Origin of the sequence: Dysgonomonas sp., assembly GCF_035323175.1 — a bacterium.
GTDB lineage: Bacteria > Bacteroidota > Bacteroidia > Bacteroidales > Dysgonomonadaceae > Dysgonomonas.
In genome coordinates this window covers 1-22,045 of the sequence record NZ_DAOKYH010000005.1, presented here as the reverse complement: position 1 = coordinate 22,045, position 22,045 = coordinate 1, and the positions used below count along the sequence as shown (strand labels likewise).

23 protein-coding genes and 1 pseudogene are annotated in these 22,045 nt (G+C 40.4%); 17 read left to right on the top strand and 7 right to left on the bottom strand.

Going from position 1 to position 22,045, the window contains the following annotated elements; all coding sequences use genetic code 11:
- Window positions 1-126: 126 nt before the first annotated feature.
- Both PKC55_RS08120 and PKC55_RS08115 read right to left on the bottom strand, forming a co-directional pair.
- Window positions 127-2,238: a type IA DNA topoisomerase gene (locus PKC55_RS08120; protein ID WP_324372593.1), complete on the bottom strand. Its 2,112-nt coding sequence runs from the start codon at window positions 2,236-2,238 to the stop codon at window positions 127-129.
- A 54-nt stretch (window positions 2,239-2,292) separates the two neighbouring features.
- Window positions 2,293-3,852, bottom strand: coding sequence for a DUF3945 domain-containing protein (locus tag PKC55_RS08115; protein ID WP_324372591.1), 1,560 nt, complete (start codon window positions 3,850-3,852; stop codon window positions 2,293-2,295).
- A gap of 210 nt (window positions 3,853-4,062) precedes the next feature.
- Here PKC55_RS08115 and PKC55_RS08110 point away from each other — a divergent pair, with 210 nt between their 5' ends.
- A complete protein-coding gene (locus tag PKC55_RS08110; protein WP_291129549.1) occupies window positions 4,063-4,677 on the top strand; it encodes a hypothetical protein in 615 nt (204 codons plus the stop codon).
- A 4-nt stretch (window positions 4,678-4,681) separates the two neighbouring features.
- Window positions 4,682-5,230, top strand: a complete 549-nt coding sequence (locus PKC55_RS08105; protein ID WP_291129552.1) for a hypothetical protein — start codon at window positions 4,682-4,684, stop codon at window positions 5,228-5,230.
- Between the two features lie 52 nt (window positions 5,231-5,282).
- Here PKC55_RS08105 and mobC read toward each other — a convergent pair whose 3' ends face one another.
- Window positions 5,283-7,295 (bottom strand): conjugal transfer protein MobC, encoded by a 2,013-nt coding sequence (mobC, locus tag PKC55_RS08100; protein ID WP_291129555.1) that lies wholly within the window; start codon window positions 7,293-7,295, stop codon window positions 5,283-5,285.
- A 325-nt stretch (window positions 7,296-7,620) separates the two neighbouring features.
- Between mobC and PKC55_RS08095 the strand changes: the two genes are divergently transcribed.
- Together PKC55_RS08095 and PKC55_RS08090 are read left to right on the top strand one after the other, a co-directional pair.
- Window positions 7,621-9,639 (top strand): ATP-binding protein, encoded by a 2,019-nt coding sequence (locus PKC55_RS08095; RefSeq protein WP_291129558.1) that lies wholly within the window; start codon window positions 7,621-7,623, stop codon window positions 9,637-9,639.
- A gap of 15 nt (window positions 9,640-9,654) precedes the next feature.
- Window positions 9,655-10,326: a DUF6904 family protein gene (locus tag PKC55_RS08090; protein ID WP_291129563.1), complete on the top strand. Its 672-nt coding sequence runs from the start codon at window positions 9,655-9,657 to the stop codon at window positions 10,324-10,326.
- 83 nt (window positions 10,327-10,409) lie between these two features.
- On the opposite strand, the gene mobB is transcribed toward PKC55_RS08090, so the two are convergent.
- The 3 genes from mobB to PKC55_RS08075 all read right to left on the bottom strand — a co-directional run bounded on the left by mobB (window position 10,410) and on the right by PKC55_RS08075 (window position 12,403).
- The gene (gene mobB / locus PKC55_RS08085; protein ID WP_291129566.1) at window positions 10,410-11,675 is read right to left on the bottom strand and encodes a conjugal transfer protein MobB; all 1,266 of its coding nucleotides are present in this window, start codon (window positions 11,673-11,675) and stop codon (window positions 10,410-10,412) included.
- Between the two features lie 2 nt (window positions 11,676-11,677).
- Window positions 11,678-12,109, bottom strand: a complete 432-nt coding sequence (gene mobA / locus PKC55_RS08080) for a conjugal transfer protein MobA (protein WP_324354814.1) — start codon at window positions 12,107-12,109, stop codon at window positions 11,678-11,680.
- 117 nt (window positions 12,110-12,226) lie between these two features.
- Window positions 12,227-12,403, bottom strand: a complete 177-nt coding sequence (locus PKC55_RS08075; protein ID WP_324372586.1) for a hypothetical protein — start codon at window positions 12,401-12,403, stop codon at window positions 12,227-12,229.
- Between the two features lie 428 nt (window positions 12,404-12,831).
- Here PKC55_RS08075 and PKC55_RS08070 point away from each other — a divergent pair, with 428 nt between their 5' ends.
- The 12 genes from PKC55_RS08070 (at window position 12,832) to PKC55_RS08015 (ending at window position 21,410) form a co-directional block, all read left to right on the top strand.
- A complete protein-coding gene (locus PKC55_RS08070; protein WP_291129572.1) occupies window positions 12,832-13,602 on the top strand; it encodes a ParA family protein in 771 nt (256 codons plus the stop codon).
- Between the two features lie 6 nt (window positions 13,603-13,608).
- Complete coding sequence (locus tag PKC55_RS08065; RefSeq protein ID WP_291129575.1) at window positions 13,609-14,043, top strand: DUF3408 domain-containing protein; 435 nt, start codon at window positions 13,609-13,611, stop codon at window positions 14,041-14,043.
- A 16-nt stretch (window positions 14,044-14,059) separates the two neighbouring features.
- Window positions 14,060-14,365, top strand: a complete 306-nt coding sequence (locus tag PKC55_RS08060; RefSeq protein WP_291129579.1) for a DUF3408 domain-containing protein — start codon at window positions 14,060-14,062, stop codon at window positions 14,363-14,365.
- A 2-nt stretch (window positions 14,366-14,367) separates the two neighbouring features.
- Window positions 14,368-15,111, top strand: coding sequence for a hypothetical protein (locus PKC55_RS08055; protein WP_291129583.1), 744 nt, complete (start codon window positions 14,368-14,370; stop codon window positions 15,109-15,111).
- A 167-nt stretch (window positions 15,112-15,278) separates the two neighbouring features.
- Window positions 15,279-15,581 (top strand): DUF4134 domain-containing protein, encoded by a 303-nt coding sequence (locus PKC55_RS08050; protein WP_006844193.1) that lies wholly within the window; start codon window positions 15,279-15,281, stop codon window positions 15,579-15,581.
- 44 nt (window positions 15,582-15,625) lie between these two features.
- Entirely contained in the window at window positions 15,626-15,961 is a 336-nt protein-coding gene (locus PKC55_RS08045; RefSeq protein ID WP_324372582.1) for a DUF4133 domain-containing protein, read from the top strand.
- The gene (locus PKC55_RS08040) at window positions 15,954-18,446 is read left to right on the top strand and encodes a TraG family conjugative transposon ATPase (protein ID WP_291129588.1); all 2,493 of its coding nucleotides are present in this window, start codon (window positions 15,954-15,956) and stop codon (window positions 18,444-18,446) included. Before PKC55_RS08045 ends, PKC55_RS08040 begins: the two co-directional genes overlap by 8 nt.
- A gap of 13 nt (window positions 18,447-18,459) precedes the next feature.
- Window positions 18,460-18,774 (top strand): DUF3876 domain-containing protein, encoded by a 315-nt coding sequence (locus PKC55_RS08035; RefSeq protein ID WP_291129591.1) that lies wholly within the window; start codon window positions 18,460-18,462, stop codon window positions 18,772-18,774.
- A 64-nt stretch (window positions 18,775-18,838) separates the two neighbouring features.
- Window positions 18,839-19,459 (top strand): DUF4141 domain-containing protein, encoded by a 621-nt coding sequence (locus tag PKC55_RS08030; protein WP_324372579.1) that lies wholly within the window; start codon window positions 18,839-18,841, stop codon window positions 19,457-19,459.
- Between the two features lie 2 nt (window positions 19,460-19,461).
- Window positions 19,462-20,463, top strand: coding sequence for a conjugative transposon protein TraJ (gene traJ / locus PKC55_RS08025; RefSeq protein ID WP_324372577.1), 1,002 nt, complete (start codon window positions 19,462-19,464; stop codon window positions 20,461-20,463).
- A gap of 45 nt (window positions 20,464-20,508) precedes the next feature.
- Window positions 20,509-21,132, top strand: a complete 624-nt coding sequence (gene traK, locus PKC55_RS08020) for a conjugative transposon protein TraK (RefSeq protein WP_050702860.1) — start codon at window positions 20,509-20,511, stop codon at window positions 21,130-21,132.
- Window positions 21,133-21,140: 8 nt separating this feature from the next.
- Entirely contained in the window at window positions 21,141-21,410 is a 270-nt protein-coding gene (locus tag PKC55_RS08015; RefSeq protein WP_324354799.1) for a TraL conjugative transposon family protein, read from the top strand.
- On the opposite strand, the gene PKC55_RS08010 is transcribed toward PKC55_RS08015, so the two are convergent.
- The gene (locus tag PKC55_RS08010) at window positions 21,385-21,621 is read right to left on the bottom strand and encodes a hypothetical protein (protein WP_324372576.1); all 237 of its coding nucleotides are present in this window, start codon (window positions 21,619-21,621) and stop codon (window positions 21,385-21,387) included. The two genes, PKC55_RS08015 and PKC55_RS08010, sit on opposite strands and share 26 nt — an antisense overlap.
- Here PKC55_RS08010 and PKC55_RS08005 point away from each other — a divergent pair.
- Window positions 21,611-22,045: pseudogene (locus PKC55_RS08005) on the top strand (conjugative transposon protein TraM); the annotation flags it as partial. The gene PKC55_RS08010 and the pseudogene PKC55_RS08005 sit on opposite strands and share 11 nt — an antisense overlap.

The window sequence follows — 22,045 nt, the reverse complement described above, 5'->3', positions numbered from 1 at the left end:
GGAAAAAGATGGGAAAAGAAAAAAGGCATCCAGAGCTTAGCTCCGGATGCCACCACTAAAAAATCAATGTTAAACGACTATTCCGAATCGTAGAACAAAGACCTTTCAGTGGTAAAGATAGTGATTTTACTTAGAACGTCGTTTTTTGCTGTCACCTTTGCGTGGCGGGAACTCAAAGACTGTTTTGTAGTCCGCATCGAATTTAACTATAGCATCAAAGGTGCTTCCGGTCTTAGAACTCACAAAACCTTTTATAAGTGCAGTTTTGCCGTTCATCAAAAGGTCGTTAAGTTGCCCATCCGTCAGTTCTTTTTTCGCAACGGTTCTAAATATAGTCAGTCCGCAATTTTCATCCTTGCATTTTACCACCTTCGGGTAAAATACCATCTGCCCGTTTTTACATTTTGGACAAGGACAAGTATTGCGATTATCTGTCCGTTCAATGGCGGTAGAAAGCAGCTCCGTAGTGATCTGTGAAGCATAGACTTCTATCCCTTTATGGAAAGTAGCGGCATCCATTTTGCCCGAAGCAATTTTATTGAGGGCTTCTTCCCATTGCCCTGTCATAGCTACGTCGGCTATCTTCTTGTCTTTTACCGCCAGATACACTACCAATCCTTTGTTTGTCGGAACAAGGGATTTCTTCTCTCTCACGATATACTCACGGGAAAATAATGTTTCGATAATGGATGCACGGGTAGCGGGTGTCCCGATACCACACTCCTTCATCGCTTCACGTTGTTGCTCATCCTCTACCTCTTTGCCTGCTGACTCCATCGAACTAAGCAAACTAGCCTCCGTATGCAATGGGCGGGGCTTGGTTTGCTTTTCCTGAATTTCACAATCTCGAATCAACAAACGATCTCCCTCAACTAAAGCAGGTAAAGTTGAATTTTCATCTTCTCCATTGTTTGGCTCGTCTTTAGCATCAAATACCGCCCTCCAGCCGGGGACGAGTGTAACGCTTCCTTTGCAGGAAAAGTGTACGCCATCGGCATCAAGTGATACGGTGGTGTTCTCTTTGATGCAACGTTCGCCAAAGGCTTCGAGCATACGTCCGGCAACCATATCGTAGATAAGCTGTTCGTCTTTGGATAAATTACTTGCTGATTCTTCTGTAATAATCAGCGCATGGTGGTCGGTCACTTTCTTATCGTCCACCGAACGGGTATTGAGCGTAGTGTCGAATCTGCCGTCTATGTATTTTCCGAAAAGAGAGTGTGCCCGCAGCGTAGCGATCAGGTGCGGTATTTCCTCCAGCACATCCTCGGAAATATAACGGCTGCCCGTTCGGGGATAGGAAATTTTCTTCGCTTCATACAGATTTTGTGCTATCGTCAGCGTCTTATCTGCCGAAAAACCATGCTCGCTGTTGGCTTCCTTTTGAAGTGTGGTAAGGTCGTACAGCAAAGGTGGTTCCTGCTTGACCTCCTTACGTTCTACGGCTGTAACCTGTATAGCTCCTGCGGCTTTTACCTTTGCTGTAATATCTTCAGCCTGACTTTTAACATCAAATTTATCTACAGAATGGGCACAAAACGATGTTGTATCTTTTTCTATCTGTAATTTCAAACGAAAATAGGTCTGTGGCTTGAAATCTTTATTTTCCAGATACCGACTACAAATAATCGCCAGTGTCGGAGTTTGTACTCTACCAAGTGACCAAACACCGTATCCTGCGGAGATTGAAAGAGCCTGACTGCTATTGATGCCGACAAGCCAATCAGCGGTACTGCGGGCTTTGGCAGAAGCATACAGATTGTCGTAATCTGCTCCGGGGCGAAGGGTTTTAAAGCCGTCTTTGATGGCTCGGTCTGTTAGTGAACTGATCCAAAGTCTTTCAAACGGAAGGGTGCATCCTATATATTCATATATATAGCGGAATATGAGCTCCCCTTCTCGTCCGGCATCGGTTGCCACAATTATAGATTCTCCACGATGGAATAACTCGCGGATAACCTTTAGTTGTTTCATCACACCGGGATCATTCTTATACTCTTTACTCTCTTTGACTTGTCGGGGCAAGAGTTTAAATTCTTTAGGAAGTATCGGCAGGTTCTCTTTCTGAAATCCTGTAATACCATAATATTCCGGCATGGCGAGTCCTACCAGATGTCCGAATGCCCATGTAACGGTATATCCGTTACCTTCTATATAGCCTTCTTTTTTATTGTTTGCTCCGACTATGGCTGCTATACTTTTTGCCACAGAGGGTTTTTCTGCTATTATTATTTTCATTTTAACATTGATTTTTTAGTGGTGGGTCGCAGACCCTTTTATTATTTTACATTTCTACATTTTACGTCCTCTGTTCTTTTTCGGAGCGGCAGGAGATTGTTTTTGTTCCTGTTGCTGTTTTTGCTCCTTCTTTTCGACTTGTTTGGCGGTGGGTTGTATCTGTCCTTGTTTTAGCGGCTCTTTGGAATGTTTGGTCGCTTCGTTGGTCTTACCTTCATTATTGACAGCCACTTGTGTTCTGCTTTCGGCAGCAGGAGTAACTTTCTGAAAATCCTTAGCCGCTTGCTTCGCTTCGATTGCTCGTACTTGATCGGGATGCTTAGAGGTATGGCGGACTTTATCTCTGTTTTCGTCAACCCATACCCATGCATTATATTTCTGTCCTTTCTGATCGGTAGCTTCTACTTTTTGTGCACCTGAAGCATCTGTTTGTTGTTGCTTCGGACGGGATTGCATACCCTCAACAAAGATTGGTTCTTTATTACACAGCTTGGTAAACTCTTCTTTACTAAGCTGTACGCCACCTTGCTTAGAATAAATCCATACCTCATCAACTTTACGGGCTTTGGGCAATGGCTTTTCTTGTGCTTGTCCTTCGCTCTGTCTGGTTTGTCGCTGTTCCTTATGCTGTTGCCGTTGTTCGTCGCTGAACTTAAAATCGAAGTTTTTATTGACTGCATTGAATTGTACGAAGCGATCTATTTTCTGTGGTTCTTCTCCCGGCTTTACTTTTTTATCCATACCCTCAACCCATACGGCTTTACCTTCTTTCAAACCCTGTTGCTGTTCGGGAGAAAGAGGAGCGTTCTTCAAGGTTTGAGGGATATTGATTTCGGAGAGAGGTACAGCTTCGAGTCGATTTGTCATTTTGTCGAGAGATACAAGTGAGGGGATTTTCTCTCCATTCACTTGAAGGTCATACACACGTGCCCCATGCCCTGTTTTCAGGAGCTGTTCTTTGTCCTGTTCGGAAAAAACTACATTCATAAATGGTTTCTCAAAATCGGGCTGCTCCTGCTTGGGATGTGTTGCCAACTTGATGCTGCCATCCTCTTGTGGCTCCAATGATAAGCGGGCTTGCATCGGGAACTCATTGCCGTCGATAGTCGGTTTGATATCAACCAAACCGGGAGATTTGTGTCCGTAAACCATCGCTTTGAGGGCATCCTGCAACTTATCTCCCGAAAGTCCCAACTTCTCAGTCTCTTTCCAATTGAGTTTATTGAGGTCTAAAGGCTGAAACTTGCCTGTAAGCTCGATATGTATCTTTATCTTACCATCAAATTTAAGACGATACGGATCGAGAGCCTTGTCTGTGTGGTCGATACGGATAAGTTTGTCGAGAAAAGCCGCTATTTTATCTACAGCTGATATCCCGACGGCATAAACCCCGGTATGTGACGGGTGATTGAACTGTGCCGACATCTTCTTGAAGAAATTTTCCAGAAAGTTGCTGTTGGTATCAACTTTCAAAAACTGGTCGGCATTCTCTTTGGTGGGTTCAACGGTTTTGAGTTTACCGTCCTGCTCCCCTGTGATGACTTTTAGTTTGCCATCTTCGCCTTGGGTCAGTAAGACTTTAGGCTCTTCGGATTTTACTTTGTTTTGATCCATAATAAATGATATTTTTATTCTGCATTACTATTAATGCAGAGCGAAAATACATCTTACTAATGGACTGATTGCAAGGTTTTAAAGAGGTGGATGCTTGTGGCTGGAGTTGTCTGGGGATGGTTTGTTGAAAGGAGTTCTTTCTCGAATTATTTTACAATCAGAATCGAGAAAGAACTGTATATTTGTGATTGTTATTTTCAGAATATCATTATGGCTAAAAAGAAAAAACGAGGACACTATTGTAGGATATGTGGTGCATCCAAACCGAACGAAGCATTTAGTGGTAAAGGGCATGGTAAACATATCTGTAAGGAATGCTCATCTTTGCCGCAGGAACGTAAAAATGAACTGCAACACATCAATCAAATAGATCGGATTGCCGGAAAATACTCACGCTCCGGACAGGATTGGGAATTTCTTGAAAAGATGTCGAAAAACAAGAAATATCCGGAAGCTGCCGAATTTGCTCAAATGGTTCTGGGAATGAGTCGAAGTCAGCCGGAGATAGAGGATAATTATAATGACTATGTTTTTGATGATCCGGATATAGATTGTCTCCCTGTATTTTCCGAGAAAAAGAAATTCTCTGAACTTGATTCCTTTGAAAAGACGGTATTAAGAGATTATATTCGTTCAGAAATAACAGAGCATTTGGAGTATGTAAATAAGATCCCAACTGAGAATGAATTGATTGAAATGAGAAAACGAATGATGTCTTTTTTTGAAGATGAACACAATATCTTATTGAAAAAGGATACCACACTTCGAAAATTCTTTGAGGATAATGCGACAAGCATTATAGACAAATTACAAAAAAAGCAGTAGATATATGAATGACAAATACCAATATAGATTATCCAAAAATCAAAAGGTCGAAATAGCCCAAAATCTAATTGATATTTTGCAAAAAGATTTGGAGATAACTAATCAAACTAGAGGGTTTATTATTGAGTGGTGTCGTACTGATGCTTCCGAAAAAAGAAAAGCCTTTTTTGATGTGTGGGATATTGTCTTAAAGAATTATCTGCCTACAACTAGACCAATCTTATTTCGGGCGTGCGAAAGGCTTAGTAAAAATGGGAAAATAGCAAGTTTTACCAGGCGATTAGAGTGTGCAAGAAGATTCAGTAAAGGCAAAGGTTCTCTAATAATTTGTGATACAGAAGAAGCACTCCAGTTAGAAGAGAAATATTATCAACGGGGTGAGTTTAAGCATACGTTTTACCCCCTTACCAGTGTTTTGGGAAAAGCTAAAGCTAAAGGAGGATGTGGGTTTACCGAACGATTTTTGAACGAATTTATTGGTGAAGATGAGTATATTATGAAAATTAATTTCGGGAATATGCACAGTCTTAAATGGATAAAAAATGACTTCTAATAAAAACCAAAATAGCCGTAATTAGGTCGAATGAATTGCGGCTATTTTCTGTTTATTCCTCTTGTTTCGGCAGTAAATGGCAAAGGTCAGGATCGTCCTTTATCCGCTGCAATTCCTCAACGACAATCTGTTTCGCTTCCGCTTTGATGCGGTCGTAGTTCTCCTTAATCATTTCCTTCATACGATCTACACCGTTCTCGTCTACAAAGTTAGTGATAACGGGTATCTTCTTGTACGCTTTAGTTTCAGAAGCTACACGTTCGTTGTCTACCACTATCTCACAGTGAAAAATTTTCTGCTCAATACGTTCGTCGAAATTATCCGCTATCGCCCCGACAAACATACCCTGTGTCAGATTGGATATTTTGGATGGAGGTATCAAACTGTCCATTTGGGTAGAAATGGAGGTTGATTTATCGTTGCGGTTAATGGTCATGGACTGGCGTTTCTGTAATACTTTCCCGAAGCGGTCGGACAGGGTTTTCGCTGTATCGCCAACCACTTGACCGGAAAAAATATTACCTACTGTGTTCATCACAACAGCAGCCTCTTTGTCACCATAGTCACGCTTTAGCTGCGAAAAATCTTGAAAGCCCAACAACACGGCAACCTTGTTGCTTCGGGCGGTAGCAATTAAGTTATCCAATCCTTTGAAATAAATAGTCGGCAACTCGTCAATGATAACCGATGATTTGAGCTGCCCCTTTTTGTTTATGAGCTTCACAATACGGGAATTATATAATCCCAATGCTGCCCCATAGATATTCTGACGGTCGGGATTGTTACCTACTGCCAATATCTTAGGATCATCAGGATTATTAATGTCGAGGGTAAATTCATCACCCGACATTACCCAATATAATTGCGGACTAATCATACGAGACAGAGGTATCTTAGCTGATGCTATCTGCCCCTGCAACTGATCAGCCGCTCCAGATTTCCATGCGTCCATAAAGGGAGACAGGTAATTTTCGAGGTCGGGATAAGAGGTCAGAATAGGAAAAATATCTTCATAGCTTTTGTTCAAAAATTCTATGGCATGAGGAAAAGTACAATATTTACCATCCTTGTAAATACGCAAATACCAGATAATAGCGGCAAACAGAATAATCGGAGATTCTACAAAGAAGTCTCCCTGCTTCTGTACCCACGTTCGATTCAGATTTAACATAATCGTGTATGCACTCTCATAAGCATCTGAAATATCGTCCATGAAAGAAGGATTAATCGGATTGCACCTATGACTACGACTTGGATCGTCAAAGTTTATTACATAAAAAGTCGGCACTTTCTCATAACCTTCTCTATTGTTTAACAGATGGTTATAGGCAATAGTAGAGAGGTCTGGAAACTTGAAATCGTAAATATAGCCTGCATAACCTTTCTCTATTTGCTGTTTGATAAATTGGTTTACAACAGCATAGGACTTACCAGACCCCGGAGTACCCAATACAATAGCCGCACGAAAAGGATTTACGACATTTATCCATCCTTTCCACTGCTTCTTTTTGTACCAGAACTTTGTTGGCAGATTTATTGAATAATCGTTTACCATCAACTTGGTTTCCTGCATAAACGATTCGTTTTCGTTATTAAACGGATCGTCCATCAGGTTGGTTTTGAGTAAACGGCTCATCCATGTACCCGCCATCAAGAGCAATATATATCCTACTGCAATGGCAAAGATATAAAAGCCTGCATTGGCTATTTTGGGAAGAGGCAGATAGAGAAGCCACCAGTTCAAAAAGAAAAATACAAAACCCAATACAAGGCATACATAGATATGATTCCACGTAATCTTTTCCTCTTTGACTCCCTTTGTTCCCAAACAAGACAAAGCAAGAAAGACAATAGAAAAGATTTTTGTCCACAGGATAGAGTTGAATAATCCTGCGGTACGGTTAAAATTCATCAGAATTTTATCTACTACCCCGATGTTGATTCCCCACTCGTGTATTGCCTGATAACAGAACCAATAAATATTCATCAGAACGAATAAAATACTTATGGCTCGCATAAACTCCATGACTTTGGCAAGTCCTCTCAAATCATCCTCATTTTGCATAATCGTTGAATTTTAGATTGTTTATAATTTATTGAAAATGCGAATGTATGCAGATGATTAGAGTATTGAATAATATTTTATACAGATGGTAGCTTGTGTCTAGGGTTGTCTATTCTATATTCGAAACCAAATGTTTTAAACAATAATTTTATACCTTTGGCAATGAAGCGAACATATTTACAGAGATATACATTTTGAAAATAAGTGATAGAGAAATGTGATATACAAGATTACAAAACATATACTTTCTTTCTCCGCCTAAAATATATTCGTATTTTTGCAATCGTATGGAAGCAAATAGTAAAAATTCATCGTATTTAATAACATGAAAAGAAAACTCACGACAAACTCCAGATTGGTTAATGAGTTGTTTGCAAATTATATCAGCACATTTGCAGCTTTTTGTGAGTTAATAAACAACTCATTACAGGCAACAGCAAAAAATATTTGGATTGATATTGATTATACTAAACCAAGTGAGTTACATCCATTGGTTATAAAGAAGATGGTCATAAAAGATGATGGTCATGGAGTTCATATTGATGAGTTGGAGCAAAAAATTTTAGATATAGGTACAGCGAACAAAGAAGGAGGAAAAGGAATTGGTCGCTTTGCTGCGTTTCAAATAGGAAAACAAATAGAAATCGAAACAATTGGTTATTCAAATCAGGACAAAACATATTCAAGGGCAATTATTCCTTTGAGTTTTGATAGTTTTGGGAGAAATATCAATGTTACAGATGTTAATATAGAAACTAAGGAGCAAATTTTATTAAAAAAACAAAATACGTATTATAAGGTTACCATATCAAGCCTATACGACTCAACAGTCACAGACAATGAGCCTAAGAAAAAAATCATTGATAAATTTCTGAAAGAATATATTGAAGATGCCATTTTTGAAAGATACCCTCTAAAAATATTCAATGGCGAGGTAAACATTCATATCAACAGTAAGCAGATACTTCCTTCTGATTTTGTAATAGGAGAACCCATCAGAAAGATCCTTTTTTATGAAGATAAAAAGGGGAAAGAGCATGAAATAAAATTCAACTTCATGCATATCAAAACTATTGATAAGAGAAAGGTTTTCCTGACCATGTTGAATGCTGGGATTCAAACCATCGCTACCGGATTTGAGTATGATGCAGAGTGGTTAAGTCCTAAAATCGGTGGATGGTTTGTTTATATCTCTGGAGATACACTACCTTCAGACATGTACCGTAATATCGACTTAGACGGTATGGATGAAGAAGTCAAACATTACAAAGCATTTATAAAAAATCAGCTGAATGAATTTTTCAAAGAGAAAAATAAAGAGTTTGATAATTTTATAGATAAACTAAAGAAAGACGAATATTACCCCTATAAAGAAACATCAAGTTCAAAATCCAAAGTTATGGTCTTTGATAAACTTGCTTTTCTTGTTGAAGATAAGTATAATCTACTGAACGAAAAGAATCGACTTAGAGAGATCGTTTACCCTTTGATTGATAGGACAATATCAAATGGAGAGTTTGACCAAATTTTAAGAAGTATTCTAAAATTGAATAACAAAATGGTTTCTCAATTTTCCAATCTACTGGAAAAAACTGAATTAGATGATATCATTGAGTTTTCAGATAAGGTCTCAAAGAAAGTGGAAGAGCTAGAGTTTCTTGAAAAAATAGTTTATTCTGAAATTTCAAAAAACGTGAAAGAGCGGAAAGAATTGCACAAATTTCTAGAAAAGATGCTTTGGGTATTCGGTGAAGAATATAATGAATCTACAAAATTGCTTTCAGATAAAGGATTAGAAGGTAATTTAAAGCAACTTCGTGATGATTGTTTAGAATACAAAGCCTCTAAGAAAGAGGATAATATTTCCAATGTGGACAAATCAATTAAGTCAATCACGGACTTATTCATGTATAGTGAAAAGATTATAGACCTCAAACATCGAGAAGTACTTATTGTGGAACTTAAAGCTCCTAAAGTAAAAATAAGTCCCAAGGAATTAGCTCAAGTGATGAAGTATGCGACTGAAATTGAAAAAAGCTCACAAACACCCACGAATGTTAGGTTTAAGGTTCTGCTTGTGAGTTCTGCTATTAACGATGATGCTGCCTTTCAAATAAAAGGAGAAGAGGATAATCCTTATTTTTACTTTAGAAGTAAGAATAAGAATATTGAAATATGGGTAATGAAATGGGCTGATATAATAGAAAACATGAAACGAAAACTAAAATATATGTCGGCTATTTTAGAGGTTAAAGATGTTGATGTTCAAGAGAAAGCAAGTAGAGATTTTGAAGAAATTGACTTCGGCAGAACTTCGTCAACACTAAAAAAAGTCGCTATCTAACTAAGAATAAATACAATGATTTATATCGTTCCGACAAAAAAAGGATTTGGAGTTGAAATATGGGGAACTTATGATGATCTCGGCAACTTTTATGAAGTTTTAGGTAAATTTTGGAATGACGAAAACAGACTTGTTAAGGGAGCTGAGAATCGTGATAAATTGATAAGTGGTTTTTCCTATGAAATAAGAAAAGCAAAAGAAGGTAGTCGCTTAAAAAGAAACTCCAGTCATTTTTCACTTGAAAAACAAAAATATTTTGGAACACAAATCTCTTGGGTACATTTTCTATTCTCTCTGACAGCTATAAAATACAATATGCGTTTTTATGAAGCCAACAAGTTTGATATTTCAATGATCTTACAAATAGAGTTTTGGTTAGAAAAAGCGATGAATAGTTATGATGAAATAGGAGCTAAAAACTTGATTGGCTTTATAGATGACGGTCTATATGGAGCTAATAGTTATATCTACCACTTCATGAGAAGCATAAATCAAGATGTTTTCATGCTTGGTGGAGGAAAACGCGCTTTTAGAAAAATATCAGACTTGTTGAAACGAGGTATTTATTTTACAAATGAGTATAAAGAATACGAAGCCTTTCTGAAAAAAGAAGCTGAAAGATTGAATTGTGAGATTAATGAAATGGAGATTAATGATGACGATATCAATTATGAAATAGAATGGTAATGAACAAATAGATATCTATCTCATTTCAGTGAAATAATTAAAGTGCCCAAGACTCCATATCTGGATTTTAGGGCATTTTCTAATTATTGCTGCCTCCCATACCTCCGTTTTTTCTTTTTCTTACGTTTCAAGCTCGATTGCTTGTTGTCTGTTCCTTCTACTTCGGGAGTAAAGACAGAAAATAAACTCCCCACGAGATTATCCGCTTCTGAATAATTGGATTGCGATTGTGGGTGCTTGTTGATAGTCGGGTCGGCACTTTGGTTCGGAGCAATGGATGGCTTAGGTGCTTGCAAATTCTCGCGAGGTGAATTATCCGTAAAGCGTTCGTCAAGTACATTCGCCGAAAATTCTTTACCCAAACGAGAACCGTTAAGAACTACCCGCTGATTATGGTCGATAAATGTAGCCCCATAGATGCGTCCTTCATCGTTGCGACGTAACACCAAGTCGATACCTTTCTCCCGCAAAGCCGCTCGGAACTCGCTTTCTGTGTGGGTGCTTGCAAAGGACGCAGCAACAGTAGCACGGGTTTGTTTGGCTATGCCGTTTGCCTTGATTGTTTCTTTTGACTTCTCAAATCGCTTTTCCAATCTATCCAAACTGTGTTCCTTACCAAACAGAGAGGATTTCAAAGGTGTTCCGGCGCGGTTTCCATCGCCGTTCAATGCTGAATAAACTAATCCCCGATACACGTTGCCTTTGTTTTCTCCTTTAATTTCCTCTACACCTATATTGTACAAGGAGAGCAAAGCACGATATTCTCCCAAAGTCTGAAAAGAATACATTTCAGAGAGCGGTTTTATGACGTTTGCCACCTGTTTCTTTAAGTTCCCTTGTCTAACGTCTATTGGAGCAAGCTGCCATGCCTCGCTTTGATTTTTCTCTTTCGAGTGCAGATCGTACTTTTGCTCTAAAAGGTCGGTAATCTTTCTGCTACGTTCGTAGTTTTTGCTGTCGCTGATTATCGAACCATCAGTGCGTACACGGGTCGAAACAATGTGTATATGCTCTCTGCCAATGTCCTCATGTTTGAAAATCATATAGGGTTGTCCACCATATCCGAACCGTTCCATGTATTCACGCCCGATGTCGGCAAGTTGCTCATCGGTTAGCTTATCGTCCGGATGTGGATTAAGTGAAATATGGATAATGGGCTTCGATGTGCGAATATGCGAAGGCATAAATCGCTCGAAGTCTTCCATACAGGGGGCAACATTGAACACTCCATCATCAGGTTCAATGACTAGATTGGTAGCCAAAACTTTCCCTAAACCTTCATTTACTTTCTCCTGATTGTAGGAAAGTGCACCGTACAGATTGCTTCCGTGGCTAAATTTAGCAACCATTTTTAGAGATGTTTAGCCTTAAATTGTTCGCACAACTGCATCACTTCCCGTCCGATTCCTGCCAGTTCAATGGTTGCATTTTCCAATTTATAGAGCAGTGCCAATGCTTTCTTCTCTCCAAAATTGGAATGTAATTCCTTTACAACTTGATTGTAATTGACTCCGATACTTCGTATTTGTCCGTGTAGAGCAGTGAGCTTTGCAATAAATTCGACTGCTGAAGCATCGGTTTTTACTATACGAAATTCATCACCAAAGATGCGGGCAGCGATAAATCCGGATAAGGATTGTACGCCCGACTGTTCATACAAGGCTAAAAAATCGACGTGTTGCTGATCTGTCAGGTTCACAGTCAGTCGATGCTTTGCCGGATCGTTCTTCGGGGGTCTGCCCCCTTTTCCCCAATTGTGGGGATTTCTTTTTTCTTCGTTCATAACATGATTTTTTAGTGGTTTATGAACGCTACGGACGGTTCATATCCGTCTTCATTTTTCCCGACTTCGGAGAGGAAAATACCCCTCTGGAAGAGCAAGGGTTGTGTGCTGCAAAATTCATTTTGCGATGCACTCAACATACCTTGCTATTTGCCCAAATGCAAATACTTTTTGCCCATAAAGGGCAATCTCTCCATCACGAAAAGTTCGGGATAGAAGCCTGATCTCTGTTAGGCATTTTTTGAATGTCGGAACAAACTTAAAAACCGATATGAATCCTCTTTGACGTTTCATGCAGCAAAGTTATAACCTAAAATAATCAACTGAAAATCAACAAGTATAGACAACCCTAGACACAAGCTGCCACCCCTTAAAAACATAGTGTAAGTATGAAAAAGATAGATTTTATTTGCTGTCAGAAAATCTTTGAATATCTGTTTTTGTAAATCTTTTCTTATGTAAATTCTAAGAAAAATGAGAAGTCTAGAAGTCGATTATGTACAGTCTTAAAACAGTAATGTCGTACAGAAGTAGCGTATCACTTTTTTAAAAAAGAAGAAAGTCAAAAAAGAAAATATTGAGATAGAAACAAAAGCAATAATTGAAAAAAGTATTACAACGAAACAATAGTTATCTGGAGCAATAAAAAAATAATGGGATAGAGAAGTATCTCAGTAGGGATACGAACAAATAAATATTTGAAAACTAAAACAATTGATGTTATGAAAAAGGATGAAAGTAAAAATGAAGTGAAGTATGTAGCATTCAGTACACAAAAAGGAGGAGCAGGAAAAACGACTCTTACAGTTTTGATAGCTTCTTATCTCCATTATGTAAAGGGATACAATGTAGCAGTGATAGACTGCGACTATCCGCAACACTCAATTTCTCAAATGCGGGAACGGGATTTTAAAATGTGCGAAAACGATGAGTATTACAAAGGGATGCTGTATGAACAGTTTATCCGTTTGGATCAAAAGAAAGCATATCCCGTAATTGAGAGCAGTACAGAAAAGGCATTAAATGATGCCGATGCACTTTGTGAGAACGCTGAATATGATTTTGTGTTCTTCGATTTGCCCGGAACGATGAACAATCGTGATTTAGTCTTAGCTCTTGCCAGTATGGATTATATTATCGGTCCCATTGCTGCCGACCGTGTGGTGATGGAAAGTACCCTTAACTATATGATAGCAGTGAGAGATAATATTCTCAACTCCGGCAAGTCGAATATCAAAGCCATGCGTTTGCTCTGGAATATGGTCGATGGCAGAGAAAAGTCCGAATTATATGAGGTTTATGAGGGAGTAATCAAAGAATTAGGATTCTCTGTGCTACAGACCTTTATCCCTGATAGTAAGCGTTTCCGCAAAGAGCAATCTATCAGTCATAAAGCACTGTTCCGTTCAACCTTATTTCCTGCGGATAAATCACTGGTCAAGGGCAGCAATATAGACGCTCTTAGTGATGAAATGCTGGAGTTGCTAAAATAATGTGCCATGGCTAAGAAAGTAGATACATCGACGTTTGATCCCGATTTTATTATCGGTCAGATCAAGCCTGATAACCGGGATATTCTGCTTCCATCGGAATCAGAGCCAATATTGGAAGAAAAGATTCTGCCCGAACAAGAAGATATCGCTAACCATCCACCTCAAGAGGTAAGAGAATCACCCTCTCGTCGTAAGCGGGGGCAACAATCGGCAGGCTTCAAAGAAACATTTATGAAACGCAACGAAATCAAAACTCGACAGTGTGTTTATATCAGTCATCGTGTGCATTCACTTATTGTAAGATTGGTGCGAACATTAGTTGAATCGGGAAATGAAGTAACACTTGGTGGCTACATAGACACTGTGCTGGAGGAGCATCTCAATCAGAATAAAGAAGAAATCAACCAATTGTATCGCCAAGAACGTGGCGATCTGATATAAATCAAAAAGAAAAAACATGAAAAAGAGAAAGAAAATTAATAAAAGAACAACTCCTAGCGAGACATCAAATGTAGCAGTTCCAACAGCTGTTGAACAATATGAAGCTTGTTTCTTCCAAAAAGTGGAAATTAAAAGCCGTAGTGGGAAGACTGTTTACATCCGAAAGGAGTTCCACGAACGTATTATGAAGATTGTACAAGTTATCGGTGAGAACGATTACACCTTGTTCGACTATCTAAACAATGTGCTGGAGCACCATTTCGAGACCTATCAAAACGAGATAACCGAACTGTATCGCAAAAAGAACACAGATATATTTTAGCCATGAAACAATATATTATTTCAGCCATCGTGCTGTATACATTGTTTGTCGTTCTTTACCTACTGCGGGATCGGATGCAAAAACGCAAAAAGAATGCTGCTAAAAAAACGGTATTTAATCCGTTTCGTGCAGCACAAAAAGAGGATATTATCGGCAAAAGTAAATTTGACATCAGACAATCCCGGACAGAAGCTACCACTCTGATTAATAATAAAAAAGAGACCGAAAATGCTTCTATATTTGTCGAGAAAGAAGAAAAAAAAACCTCTGTGGCAATCCCTTTGGATAAACTCGATGAAGTTTTTTCGACAGACAATAGAACGGAAGATAATTCGGATGAAATCAATTTAGAGATTGAGAACACTCCCCCCGAATTGGAGCCTGACTATGATTCTGAAGAAATAGACGAAACAGAAAGTGAAGAAGAAGATACCGAAGGGAGAGCCGGGGTTTCAATGGCGTTGGGACTTGACTTCAATAATTTGGCGAGTATGGTACGAACGGTAGAGACTCCGGACAATGCAACATCCGAAGAAAAAGAAGAAGCCGGACGGGTATTGGTCGAGATACGTAAGACCGATATGTTTGAACAGGTCGTTTCGGGAGAACCTAAAAAGAAAGTGGTCGTATCCTCATTGATGGATGATTATTTCGCAGCCTTCCATCGCAAACAACAAGAAGCCGGAGTATTGGAAGAACCAATAGTCAGAGCACCTAAAGAATTTGATGTACGCAAATTTGCGTAAAGTAGATAACAATTAAAACAAAGAGCATGAAGCAAAGAGATTACGGTTAGCGCGCGTCAGCCAAACAAAAGGGTCTGCGACCCCCACTAAAAAATCAAAGTTAAACAACATTATTCATTTGGTACAGGGGACTATTCCACCCCCTGTACTATTAATCAAAAAATCGTATGACAAAGAAAAAATTTCTTCTGTCAGCAGCCTTTATCATGGTTGCTGTATCATCAGTATTCGCACAAGGCAACGGTATCGGAGGTATTACCGAAGCTACCAATATGGTGACCTCGTATTTCGACCCGGGAACAAAACTCATCTACGCCATCGGTGCAGTTGTAGGACTCATCGGAGGTATCAAAGTCTACAACAAATTTAGCTCAGGTGATCCAGACACCTCTAAAACAGCCGCTTCGTGGTTCGGTGCGTGTATCTTCCTGATTGTGGCTGCTACCATTCTACGCTCTTTCTTCCTGTAAGGGTCTCAGACCCCTTTATTATTCATTAAATACGAATAAGAAAAATGGAGTATAATATTAACAAGGGCATTGGCAAGAGCGTGGAATTTAAGGGTTTGAAAGCACAATACCTTTTCATCTTCGCAGGTGGTCTACTGGCTGTATTCATCGTATTTGTTGTGATGTATATGGCCGGAGTAGATCAGTGGATATGTATCGGTTTCGGTGTTATCGCTGCTTCTGCACTGGTATGGCTGACTTTCAACCTGAATGCGAAATACGGAGAACACGGACTCATGAAGTTGCTCGCTAAACGGCAACATCCCCGTTTTCTGATTAACCGCAAAAATTCCTGTCGCTTGTTCCAATACCCCAAAAAGAAGGAGGTGAGCAATGCGTAATACACTCAAAGCAGCTACCATCGAAAGTAAGTTTCCCTTACTTTCGGTTGAGCACGACTGCATCATCAGCAAGGATGCGGATGTAACGGTAGCCTACCGTGTCGATCTGCCGGAACTGTTCACTGTTACGGATAGCGAATACGAAACCATACACTCAGCTTGGACGAAAGCTATTAAGGTGTTACCCGACTACTCTGTCATCCACAAACAGGACTGGTTTGTCAAAGAGAACTACAAACCTGCTACCAATAAGGAAGACATGAGTTTCTTGTCCCGTTCTTTTGAACGACACTTCAACGAACGCCCATTCCTGAATCACATTTGTTTCTTATTTCTGACCAAAACAACTAAAGAGCGGATGCAGATGCAAAGCAACTTCTCATCGCTTTGTAGGGGAAACATTATTCCTAAAGAAGTCAATAAGGAAACAGCCTTGCGGTTTATGGAAGCGGTCGGGCAATTTGAACGTATCGTAAATGATTCGGGATTTATAACTCTGACGCGACTTACTTCAGACGAAATCACGGGAACGAAAAGTGAACCGGGATTGGTAGAGAAGTATTTTGCTCTATCCTTAGATGACACAACTTGTCTGGAGGATATGGAACTCGGAGCGGACGGCTTACGCATTGGAGCAAAAAAGGTCTGCCTGCACACTATTTCCGATGTGGAAGACTTGCCGGGAACAGTCGGAACAGATATGCGATACGAAAAGCTATCGACCGACCGAAGTGATTGCCGTCTTTCATTTGCTGCACCTGTGGGCTTGTTGCTCTCTTGTAATCATGTATATAATCAATATATTTTCTTGGACGATTCAGCTGAAAACCTTCGCAAGTTTGAAAAGTCAGCCCGTAATATGCAATCGCTATCGAAGTACAGTCGTGGAAACCAAATCAATAAAGAGTGGATCGATAAGTACCTCAACGAAGCCCATAGTTTCGGATTGACTTCTGTGAGGGCACACTTCAATGTGATGGCATGGTCTGATGATGCAGAAGAACTCAAAAATATCCGTAACGATGTCGGCTCACAATTGGCACTTATGGAATGCAAGCCCCGTCACAACACAGTGGATGCTGCTACACTCTATTGGGCAGGGATGCCGGGTAATGCGGGTGATTTTCCGAGTGAAGAAAGTTTCTATACATTCATTGAGCCAGCCTTGTGTTTCTTCACAGAGGAAACCAACTACAAATCTTCACCTTCACCTTTTGGTATCAAGATGTGTGATCGGGTTTCGGGAAAACCCATCCATGTGGATATTTCCGACCTGCCCATGAAGCAAGGAATTATCACGAACCGCAACAAGTTTATCTTGGGGCCTTCGGGTAGTGGTAAGTCCTTTTTCACCAATCATATGTGTCGCCAATATTGGGAACAAGGTACTCATATCGTGCTTGTGGATACGGGGAACTCGTATCAGGGGCTTTGTAATTTCATCAACCGTCGCACCAATGGTGAGGATGGGGTGTACTTCACCTATACTGAAAAAAATCCCATCTCATTTAATCCATTTTATACCGACGATGGAGTCTTTGATATCGAGAAAAGAGAAAGTATCAAAACCCTGATAATGACTTTGTGGAAGCGGGATAACGAACCTCCCACACGTTCGGAAGAGGTGGCTCTTTCGAATGCGGTGAGCTTGTATATAGAACGTATCAAAATAGATGAATCGGTTTTGCCTTCGTTCAACTCGTTCTACGAATTTGTCAAACTGGACTATGCGGCTATCCTCGATGCCAAGCGGGTACGGGAGAAAGATTTCGACCTTGCCAACTTCCTCAATGTGCTCGAACCCTACTATAAGGGTGGCGAATACGACTTCCTGCTGAACTCTGAAAAACAGCTCGATTTATTATCTAAACGATTCATTGTCTTTGAAATAGACGCGATTAAGGATCATAAAATTTTGTTCCCGATTGTAACGATCATTGTTATGGAAGTTTTTATCAACAAAATGCGTCGTTTACAAGGGATTAGAAAAATGATATTAATTGAAGAAGCGTGGAAAGCGATTGCTAAAGAGGGTATGGCAGAGTACATTAAGTATTTATTTAAGACCGTTAGAAAGTTCTTTGGCGAGGCAATCGTTGTCACTCAGGAGGTGGACGATATTATCGCATCACCCATTGTAAAGGAGTCCATCATCAACAACTCCGACTGTAAGATTCTCTTAGACCAGCGTAAATACATGAACAAATTTGATAGCATCCAAGCTCTTTTGGGGCTAACCGAAAAAGAAAAAAGTCAGGTGCTATCCATTAATATGTCCAACAATCCGAACCGAAAATACAAAGAAGTCTGGTTCGGGTTGGGCGGTGTTCAATCGGCTGTATATGCCACAGAAGTGAGTCTGGAAGAGTATTTTACGTTCACAACAGAAGAAACGGAGAAACTGGAGGTTGCTCGGAAAACCGAAGAGTTGGATGGTAATATTGAGTTGGCTATAAAACAAATAGCTGAAAGTAAACGCAAGTAAAAAACGAAAAGCTATGTTCAGTCCATGTAATATAACCGATTCTTGTTCCACTTCTACAGACTTTTCCATGCGGGAGATTACGGGGCGTTGGGTAAGTAGAGATGGTCATACCAAAGTATATATCTATCCAAATATTATTCAAAAATGGGGAGGTACTCGGCTTAGGCTTACTTACAACAACCCGCTGGTAGTTTGTGATCGTGCATTAAAAAGATGGTTTGGTAAATATTACATCAACCTGTACGGGCACATCAGGATTACTTACAATCGGGAGCAAGAGGTCTTGCACCTTTCCGCTTTCGGAGAGTATGTCCGGGAGGAGGATTAGCTCATTTGGGGCTACCTCCGGCTTCGGACGGTAAACGAGTAATAACAATTAAAAAAGAACGAATATGAAGAAAATACTTTTCTGCCTTATGGCATTCATGACGCTGTGCACCTATCAGGTAAAAGCGCAATGGACGGTGATTGATCCCTCCAATCTGGCACAAAATATATTGACTGTCTCCAAAACAGCTACAACAGCCAGTAATGTGATTAACTCTTTCAAGGAGATGCAAAAAATCTACGATCAGGGAAAACAGTATTACGACAAATTAGAATCAGTACATAGTTTGATAAAAGATGCCCGCAAAGTGAAAGAAACGGTAGAGCTGGTCAGCGAAATATCGCAGATCTATTCTACCAACTTCAACAAGATGCTATCCGATAGGAATTTTAGCGTTAATGAGTTGGAAGCGATATCGAACGGATATGCCAAGCTATTGAATGAAAGCGGTAACTTGCTTTCGGATATAAAGAATGTCGTTTCCCTCTCCAACGGGCTCTCGATGACCGATGCCGAGCGTATGTCCATCATAGATGACATACACGCCAAGATGCTAGAGCATCGCAACCTTGTCCGCTACTTTTCCAAGAAAAGCATTTCCGTATCCTTCATTCGCAGTCAGGAAAAAGGCGATATGGAGCGAGTTAAAAGTTTGTATGGCAATCCATCCGATAGATATTGGTAATCATGACACTGCTAGCAATAGATTTTGATAACCTGCATCAGCTTCTGAGGAATCTGCATCAGGATATGATGCCTCTTTGTGGCGATATGGTTGGTGTTGCTAAAGGAATAGCCGGACTCGGTGCACTCTTTTATGTAGCTTCCCGTGTATGGCAAGCCTTGGCACGGGCAGAACCGATAGACGTATATCCCTTGCTCAGACCTTTTGTCATCGGACTCTGCATTATGTTCTTTCCAACTTTTGTACTCGGTACGATCAACGCTGTTATGTCGCCTGTGGTAAAAGGGACACATACCATATTAGAAACACAAATGACAGATGTGCATTCTCTGCAAGCCGAGAAAGAGCGATTGGAATACGATGCACGGCTGCGTGAAGGAAAGGCATGGCTGGTCGATGACGAGGTGTACGACCAAAAGATGAAAGATCTCGGAATTACGGATGCTGCCGAAATGATCTCTATGTGGGGAGAACGAACCTGGTATGATATGAAAGTATGGTTTCGTCAACTGATCCGGGATTTCTTCGAACTGCTGTTTAATGCCGCTGCCCTTACCATCGATACCCTGCGAACGTTTTTCCTGGTGGTGTTGTCAATCTTAGGACCGTTGGCATTTGCCCTTTCGATTTATGATGGTTTTCAATCCACGCTGACTAATTGGATTTCCCGCTACATCTCGGTCTATCTGTGGTTACCCATTGCCGATCTGTTTTCGGCAGTGCTTTCCAAGATTCAGGCACTCATGCTGCAAATGGATATAGACCTGCTAAGAGATCCGTCCTATGTGCCGGATGCCAGTAACGGTGTATATATTATTTTCTTCATCATCGGCATTATAGGATATTTTTCTATACCGAGCGTGGCAGGTTGGGTTATTCAGGCAGGTGGCGGTAGTGCTACCCGTGGAGTAAACACAATGGCGAGTAAAGGGGCTGCAATGGCAGGAGGCGTTGCCGGAGCTGCGGCAGGTAATGTCGCCGGACGCCTGATGGGTAAGAAATAATCAGATATACTGTATTGATTTATTAATTCAAAATAAAACGAACAAATGGAGTTCAAAAGTTTAAAAAATATAGAAACATCCTTCAAACAGATACGCTTGTTCGGTATTGTCTTTGTCTGTATGTGTGCCGCCATTACGGGCTATTCCGTATGGTCATCGTATAATTTTGCCGAAGCACAACGCCAGCGTATCTATGTATTGGACGGTGGCAAGTCCTTAATGCTTGCCTTGTCCCAAGATATGACACAAAACAGACCTGTGGAAGCACGCGAACACGTCAAGCGTTTCCATGAACTGTTTTTTACCCTCTCACCCGATAAGAAAGCCATCGAAAGCAACGTAAACAGGGCATTGTTCCTTGTCGATAAATCGGCTTTCAAATATTATCAGGACATGGCAGAAAAAGGGTATTACAATCGTATCGTGTCGGGAAATATCAATCAAATTGTACAGGTCGATAGTATTGCCTGTGATTTTGATAGCTACCCCTACAAGGCGGTAACTTATGCCAAGCAGATGATTATTCGAGAGAGTAATGTCACAGAACGTAGTCTGGTTACACGTTGCAACCTGATTAACTCAGTACGCTCGGACAATAACCCTCACGGTTTCACAATGGAGAAGTTCGAGATTGTCGAGAATCGGGATATTCGGATATCGGAAAGGTAAGTGAAGCTATGATACAAAAAATAATGAATCGCATCAATGAATGGTTGGAGGATGGTCTGCGAGGCTTGCTCGGCAGACTTACCCCCGACAGACGGATTATCCTTGTGATAACCATGTTCCTTGTTTTCGGTGGTCTTTCCATCTACATGACCTTTTCTTCTATTTACAATTTTGGTAAGAATAAAGCAGAAAAGATGCAGATAGAGCAGATCGAATCGCTGAGACTACAATTGGAGCAACAGCGAGATAGTATTAACAATCTAAAATCAGTAGAATAATGGAACAGGAAGATTTGAATAAAGGAATACCACCACAAACGGAGGCTATTGCTGAAGTACAAGCATCTGTACCGGATAGTAAATCGGAAGCGAAAAAAGAACCTCCGAAGCCACCCAAGCAAGAACTTTCGATGGCGGAGAGACAGAAACGAAAGAAGATGTTGATTATGCCGCTGTTCTTCTTAATCTTCGGTGGTGCAATGTGGCTCATCTTCGCTCCGTCCGATGATGGAAAAGAACAGGCGGTAGGACTGACAGGCTTCAATGCCGAACTACCCGTACCAAAGGACGAGGGCATTGTGGAAGGCAAACGGGATGCCTACGAGCGGGAAGCGATGCGGCAAAAGGAGCAAGAGAAAATGAAGTCTTTACAAGACTTTTCCTCCATGTTCAACGATACACAGCAAAGCGATTATGAACAAAAGGACAATGCCTACAATACTTCGCTACAAGCAGAACAGCCCCGAAGTTCAACTCCCCGAACCATACAGTCCTCGGCGACTGCTTATCAGGACATCAACAAGCAATTGGGTGACTGGTACGAAAAGCCTATCGAAACAGATAGACAATCACAGTCTGCGATGGAACAGCGAATACAGGAATTGGAACGAAAGCAACAGGAAGCCGAAGCGAAA

Excerpts from the sequence above, each read along its gene's own strand:
- PKC55_RS08120 (WP_324372593.1), bottom strand. The coding sequence starts at position 2,238 with ATGAAAATAATAATAGCAGAAAAACCCTCTGTGGCAAAAAGTATAGCA.
- PKC55_RS08115 (WP_324372591.1), bottom strand. The coding sequence starts at position 3,852 with ATGGATCAAAACAAAGTAAAATCCGAAGAGCCTAAAGTCTTACTGACC.
- PKC55_RS08110 (WP_291129549.1), top strand. The coding sequence starts at position 4,063 with ATGGCTAAAAAGAAAAAACGAGGACACTATTGTAGGATATGTGGTGCA.
- PKC55_RS08105 (WP_291129552.1), top strand. The coding sequence starts at position 4,682 with ATGAATGACAAATACCAATATAGATTATCCAAAAATCAAAAGGTCGAA.
- mobC (WP_291129555.1), bottom strand. The coding sequence starts at position 7,295 with ATGCAAAATGAGGATGATTTGAGAGGACTTGCCAAAGTCATGGAGTTT.
- PKC55_RS08095 (WP_291129558.1), top strand. The coding sequence starts at position 7,621 with ATGAAAAGAAAACTCACGACAAACTCCAGATTGGTTAATGAGTTGTTT.
- PKC55_RS08090 (WP_291129563.1), top strand. The coding sequence starts at position 9,655 with ATGATTTATATCGTTCCGACAAAAAAAGGATTTGGAGTTGAAATATGG.
- mobB (WP_291129566.1), bottom strand. The coding sequence starts at position 11,675 with ATGGTTGCTAAATTTAGCCACGGAAGCAATCTGTACGGTGCACTTTCC.
- mobA (WP_324354814.1), bottom strand. The coding sequence starts at position 12,109 with ATGAACGAAGAAAAAAGAAATCCCCACAATTGGGGAAAAGGGGGCAGA.
- PKC55_RS08075 (WP_324372586.1), bottom strand. The coding sequence starts at position 12,403 with ATGAAACGTCAAAGAGGATTCATATCGGTTTTTAAGTTTGTTCCGACA.
- PKC55_RS08070 (WP_291129572.1), top strand. The coding sequence starts at position 12,832 with ATGAAAAAGGATGAAAGTAAAAATGAAGTGAAGTATGTAGCATTCAGT.
- PKC55_RS08065 (WP_291129575.1), top strand. The coding sequence starts at position 13,609 with ATGGCTAAGAAAGTAGATACATCGACGTTTGATCCCGATTTTATTATC.
- PKC55_RS08060 (WP_291129579.1), top strand. The coding sequence starts at position 14,060 with ATGAAAAAGAGAAAGAAAATTAATAAAAGAACAACTCCTAGCGAGACA.
- PKC55_RS08055 (WP_291129583.1), top strand. The coding sequence starts at position 14,368 with ATGAAACAATATATTATTTCAGCCATCGTGCTGTATACATTGTTTGTC.
- PKC55_RS08050 (WP_006844193.1), top strand. The coding sequence starts at position 15,279 with ATGACAAAGAAAAAATTTCTTCTGTCAGCAGCCTTTATCATGGTTGCT.
- PKC55_RS08045 (WP_324372582.1), top strand. The coding sequence starts at position 15,626 with ATGGAGTATAATATTAACAAGGGCATTGGCAAGAGCGTGGAATTTAAG.
- PKC55_RS08040 (WP_291129588.1), top strand. The coding sequence starts at position 15,954 with ATGCGTAATACACTCAAAGCAGCTACCATCGAAAGTAAGTTTCCCTTA.
- PKC55_RS08035 (WP_291129591.1), top strand. The coding sequence starts at position 18,460 with ATGTTCAGTCCATGTAATATAACCGATTCTTGTTCCACTTCTACAGAC.
- PKC55_RS08030 (WP_324372579.1), top strand. The coding sequence starts at position 18,839 with ATGAAGAAAATACTTTTCTGCCTTATGGCATTCATGACGCTGTGCACC.
- traJ (WP_324372577.1), top strand. The coding sequence starts at position 19,462 with ATGACACTGCTAGCAATAGATTTTGATAACCTGCATCAGCTTCTGAGG.
- traK (WP_050702860.1), top strand. The coding sequence starts at position 20,509 with ATGGAGTTCAAAAGTTTAAAAAATATAGAAACATCCTTCAAACAGATA.
- PKC55_RS08015 (WP_324354799.1), top strand. The coding sequence starts at position 21,141 with ATGATACAAAAAATAATGAATCGCATCAATGAATGGTTGGAGGATGGT.
- PKC55_RS08010 (WP_324372576.1), bottom strand. The coding sequence starts at position 21,621 with ATGAGCCACATTGCACCACCGAAGATTAAGAAGAACAGCGGCATAATC.